At 68.8% G+C, this 4,752-nt stretch carries 6 protein-coding genes and 1 pseudogene; all 7 read right to left on the reverse strand.

Annotated elements, in window-relative coordinates; all coding sequences use genetic code 11:
- Positions 1-162: 162 nt before the first annotated feature.
- On the reverse strand, positions 163-570 hold the full coding sequence (locus tag PKH97_RS13765) for a PIN domain-containing protein (protein WP_324388104.1): 408 nt from the start codon (positions 568-570) through the stop codon (positions 163-165).
- Positions 567-779, reverse strand: coding sequence for a CopG family transcriptional regulator (locus PKH97_RS13770; protein WP_324388105.1), 213 nt, complete (start codon positions 777-779; stop codon positions 567-569). Before PKH97_RS13770 ends, PKH97_RS13765 begins: the two co-directional genes overlap by 4 nt.
- 33 nt (positions 780-812) lie before the next feature.
- On the reverse strand, positions 813-1,436 hold the full coding sequence (locus PKH97_RS13775) for a class I SAM-dependent methyltransferase (protein WP_324388106.1): 624 nt from the start codon (positions 1,434-1,436) through the stop codon (positions 813-815).
- 88 nt (positions 1,437-1,524) lie between these two features.
- Positions 1,525-1,884, reverse strand: coding sequence for a hypothetical protein (locus tag PKH97_RS13780; RefSeq protein WP_324388107.1), 360 nt, complete (start codon positions 1,882-1,884; stop codon positions 1,525-1,527).
- 287 nt (positions 1,885-2,171) lie between these two features.
- Positions 2,172-2,735, reverse strand: a pseudogene (locus PKH97_RS13785) (DUF1275 family protein); the annotation flags it as partial.
- Between the two features lie 243 nt (positions 2,736-2,978).
- Positions 2,979-4,223 carry an MFS transporter gene (locus PKH97_RS13790; protein WP_324388108.1) on the reverse strand — a complete coding sequence of 415 codons (1,245 nt, stop codon included), beginning with the start codon at positions 4,221-4,223 and terminating at the stop codon, positions 2,979-2,981.
- A 78-nt stretch (positions 4,224-4,301) separates the two neighbouring features.
- Positions 4,302-4,752, reverse strand: a 451-nt coding sequence (locus PKH97_RS13795; RefSeq protein WP_324388109.1) for a hypothetical protein, incomplete at its 5' end; no start/stop codon positions are given.

Consider the following 4,752-nt stretch of genomic DNA (forward strand, 5'->3'; position numbering starts at 1 on the left):
CCCGGCTCACCCTCGCGGTCGGGCAGGGCCTGATCTTCGACCTGCTGATCGACGGTGACCGGGCCGCTGCCGACGAAGCGGTGCGCGAGTTCACCCGGATGGTCCAGCGCGAACTCGACGCCTAATGAGGGCTTCGCATCCTTGCGCAGGGAGTTGGGTGAGTCAGGGCAGGACCTGGAGGGCGCGCCCGTCAGGGAGCCGAAGGATGGTGAAGTGACGGCGATCCAGGGTCAGGATGACGGTCGTTTTGTACTCCTGGGCCAGGACAACGCACGACGCGTCAGCCACGCCGACGGGAACATCGGCATACGCCTCGACGAGGGCCGCAGCCCGTGCCAGGCGATTCCGGTCCATGACCGCGAGTTCCCAGGCGCCGCCACACAATTCGGCGAGCACGGCCTGCTCGGCGCGGGACCCGTAGCGGCTCAGGACGAGATAATCCAGCTCGGCGATGACGAATGGCGAGATGACGAGCGGTTCCTCGTTCGCTTCGATAGCCGCGGCGACGGACGTGTGAGCGGGTTCGTTCGCGTCAAAGTAGGCCAGCAGCGCGCTGGTATCGACGATCACGACCCGAAGCCCTCGGCCAGGAGTTCATCGACGCGGTTTGCGACCGGCTCGGAGCCAGTGAAGAGGGCTCCCCGTGGCCGGACAACGCCACTGAGCAACGTGCGGCGCAGGGCGTCTCGAACCACCTCGGCCTCGGATATCCCCCGACGGCGCGCCTCCACCTCGACGGCACGTTTCACGTCGTCGGGAAGGTACAGCGTGGTCTTCACGCCACATATGGTACCAGCGGTGGCACTTTGGACTCAGGGTGCCGACAGCCGGGCGCGAAAGCGGAAGGTCAGCGGGGAGCGATCCGGGAAGCCGGGCATCGGACCGACGACACTGTCCTCCACCGTGAAGCCGGCGTCGCGGGCTAAGCCGAGCGGATCGCGCGTGAGGTGACAGCCGCCGCATACGCGCCGTTGCACCGGCTCAAGCCGACGTTGCCAGCCGACCACGGCGGGGTCGTTGCTGAGCCCGTGTTCGAGCAGGTGGAGGCGGCCGCCCGGCCGCAAGACGCGGCGCATTTCCGCGAGCGCCACGCCAGCGTCGGGGATGGTACACAGCGTGAAGGTGCACAGCACTGCGTCGTATGCCACATCCGCCTCCGCGAGCCGCTGCCCGTCGAGCCCGTGGCGCGCGATGGGGATCGACGTGCGCTCGCGCCTGCGCTCGGACAGCCGCCAGGCAACATCCGAGGGTTCCACCGCGCTCACCGAGGTGACATCGCCGGGATACCACCGGACGTTCAGTCCGCTGCCGAAGCCGACTTCCAGGACGCGGCCGGTGAGTCCGCGGCATACATTCGCCCGCTCCTCGCCAACCGCGACCCCTTTGAGGGAGTAGTCGATGACGCGCGGCACGACTTGATTGCTCCACCATCCCATGAAGCGAGATTCTCCTTGCTTAGCCCGTGATCCGAGCCTCACGCCCACGGACGTGGTGATGTCCAGCTCGTGGCGGGCGGCAGGCAGCTCAGGCGTTGGAGCTGAGTCGTTCCTCCAGCGCCGCGGCGACGGCTTCGAACTCGGCCAGGGCCGCCGCGAGATCTTCGACGATTTCACGAGCCAAGACATCGGGGGAGGGGAGGTTGTCGAGATCTTCGAGTGACTCGTCTCGCAGCCAGGTGATGTCGAGGTTGGCTTTGTCGCGCGCGATGATCTCATTGTAGGAGAACGACTTCCAGCGTTCACTCGCCTCGCGCTTGTCGCGGTTGCCTGGCCGGTATGCCGCGACGAAGTCATCGAGATCGGCTCGCCGCAACGGGTTCTGTTTGAGGGTGAAGTGCTTGTTGGTGAGCAGGTCGTAGACCCAGAGGCGCTGGGTCCACGGCATGCCGGGCCGGGCGACCAACTTGTCGAAGAAAGAGGACGTTGGCCTTGACGCCCTGGGCATAGAAGTTGCCGGTCGGCAGGCGGAGCATCGTGTGCAGGTCGAAATCGGTGAGCAGCTTGCGGCGGATCGTCTCGAGACCCCGGAAGAGGCGCACGCCCTGGATCTCGCGGCGCGTCGTTGGTCAGGTCAAGAACGCAGCAAGTTGTTGCTCCGCGTGGCTCGACCCAATGTCGCCCGGGGCACGTCAACAGGGATGTTGTCGGGGGTCGTGGGCGCCGCCGGCGACGTCATCCGCGGACGTCGTCCAGGACGAAGAAGACCAAGAGCAGCGCCATACCGAGGGCACCGACCCAGATCGCCTGGGACCCCAGCCAGCGGGTGATGGCGGCGCCTCCGAACGCGCCCGCGGCATACAGCCCCGACCCATCTATTCGCGCAGCGGGGCGGGCCTTCGGGTCACCGACCACGGCCTGCCCGTGGAGCGACTCGACGAGGCGGGCCAGGTTCCCGGTCATCGTGACCGGCACATACGCGCGGCCCTCGACCTGCTTGAAGAGAGCGAAGAGCATGCCGGCGATGAGCACCAGCGGAGCGATGACGACGACTGCCGGGGCCGAGGCCGGGACGAACCCGAGGCCGAGCAAAATGGCGGCCTAGATGGCCAGGATCCACCGGATCGGGTGGCGGATCCGGGCCGGCGGACCGTCGGCGGCCGCCGTCGCGAGCAGCCGCCGGCGCAGGTCGACGGCCAGGGCGACACCGGCGATGAACGCCAGGACGCTCCAGAGATGGCTGAGCGACTGGGCCCATTCGCCGCGGGAAGCCGAGACGAGCAGCAGGACGATGTTTCCGGTCTGCGCGCCGCGAACACCCCACGCGAGACCAGAGCATAGGCATCAAGGAAGCCCGACGCGGCGGTGAGCAAGAGGGCAAACCGCAGCGATGCAGACGTCGCGCGCACCGTCGAGCCTGGCAGGTGGGACACGTCGCTGGGTATGCCGCATGCTCCCAGGTGTGGCGCCCTGCGCCTACGGAAGCTCACGTGGACAACTCCGCCGTCCGGGTCGGTCGCGCTCGTATGCCGTCCACCGTGCTCACGCGACGCCGCCACCGTAGGGCTCGGGATCTGCCTGACCGTCCAGGACGGGAGCGGCCTGACCGGCGCGCAGGTCCCTGCGGTGCTTGACGATGGAAAGCCCGAAGACCGCAAGCCCGCCCAGTGCGAGCACCGCGCCCACCAGGCTCGGTGCGGCATATCCGTGGCCGCGCGCGATCACGACACCGCCGAGCCAGGCACCGAGGGCGTTGGCGATATTGAGCGAGGCGTGGCTGCTGGCGGCCCCCAAGGTCTGTGCCGAGCGGGCGACGCCGATCAGGCGCAGCATGACGGCGACGGCGAGGCAGCCGCCCGTGATCGACGCCAGAAAGATCAGGGCGAGCGCAGCGACGAACCACCGGGCCGTGAGCGCGAGGGCGACTAGCGCGAGCGCCATCGCCAGCGAGGAGATGACGATCGCGCGCAGGACCGACCAGTCCGACATGCGCCCGCCGGCGGTGTTGCCGATCAGCCCGCCCAGGCCGAATGCGAAGAGGGCGAGCGGGACCAGCCGCTCGGGGGCGCCGCTGACCTCGGTGATGAGGGGCGCGACATACGAATACATCGCGAAGATCCCGCCGAAGCCGATCGACCCGGCGATGAAGGTCAGCGCGACCTGAACCGAGCCGAACGCGCGCAACTCATTCCGGACCGACGCGCCATCGGGCGCATTCGTCCGCGGCACGGCGAGGGCGATGAGCGCGGTCGCGGCCAGGGCAACAACGGCGACGGTCCAATACCCGCTGCGCCACCCGATCGCCTGGCCCATCCACGTCACCAGCGGGACACCGGCCAGATTGGCGATCGGTATGCCGAGCATCACCCGGCCGACCGCGCGCCCCGACTGGCCCGGCGGGGCGAGGTCGATGGCGACGAGCGAGGCGACGCCGAAGTAGGCCCCGTGCGGCAGGCCCGCCATGACCCGGGCAACAAGAAGCGTCTCGTAGGTCGGTGCCAGCGCGGACAACGCATTGCCCACGACGATGGCGAGCGCGAGCCCAATTAGGAGCCCCTTGCGCGGCCGCGGGGCGCCCCATGCGGCGAGGACGGGCGCACCGACGACGACGCCCACGGCATACGCGCTGATTGCGTGACCGGCCTGGGGGATGCTGGCGTGCAGGCCCTGGGCTATTTGGGGGAGCAGCCCCATCGTCACGAACTCGGTGATGCCGATTCCGATGCCGCCAAGGATCAGGGCGATGGTGGCGAGGAGGGCCGGGGGGGTTGGACGGTCATACGGCACGGCGGATATTGTGCGCGTCTCGCGGGGATGGCGCGGGCGTGGTCCGTGACGGGGTGGCCGGCCGTTCCGGCGACGGCATCAGTCCGCGGAAGCGGCGGTTGAGCGGCGCTTGGCGGCGCGGATCAACTGCTCCATCTGGTCCGGGAAGTCGGCGCTGATCTGCGGGCCGATTTCGGCGCCGCCGTCTCCGGTGATCTTCAGAATGTGCACGATGCGCGTGCCTGCGCCGGCCGCCTCGAAGGTGTGGGTGAAGTCGAGCACGACACCGCCGAAACGGGTCCGGTCGGTGCACAAGTGTGGGGCGTCGAAGACCGTGATCTCGGACGAGATGGTCTCCTGGCCGGCTGGCGTGACCGCGATCCGCGTCCCGACGGCGAGCGGGCCCTCGGGCTCGAAACGATCGCCGCCGGGCATGACGAGGTCGCCCGAGAGCATGGATACGTAGGTCTCCCAATGGGTTTCGACGGGCACGTCGGTGCTTGCCGTATGCCCTGTGGTCCAGACCGGCGGCTGCTCCCCGCTGGAGAGG

It is taken from the genome of Nostocoides sp., assembly GCF_035343835.1.
In the GTDB taxonomy this organism is placed as follows: domain Bacteria; phylum Actinomycetota; class Actinomycetes; order Actinomycetales; family Dermatophilaceae; genus Nostocoides_A; species Nostocoides_A vanveenii.

Bases quoted from the DNA above. Each gene is read 5' to 3' on its own strand.
- PKH97_RS13780 (WP_324388107.1), bottom strand. From the start codon at position 1,884: ATGCCGTGGACCCAGCGCCTCTGGGTCTACGACCTGCTCACCAACAAG.
- PKH97_RS13775 (WP_324388106.1), bottom strand. From the start codon at position 1,436: ATGGGATGGTGGAGCAATCAAGTCGTGCCGCGCGTCATCGACTACTCC.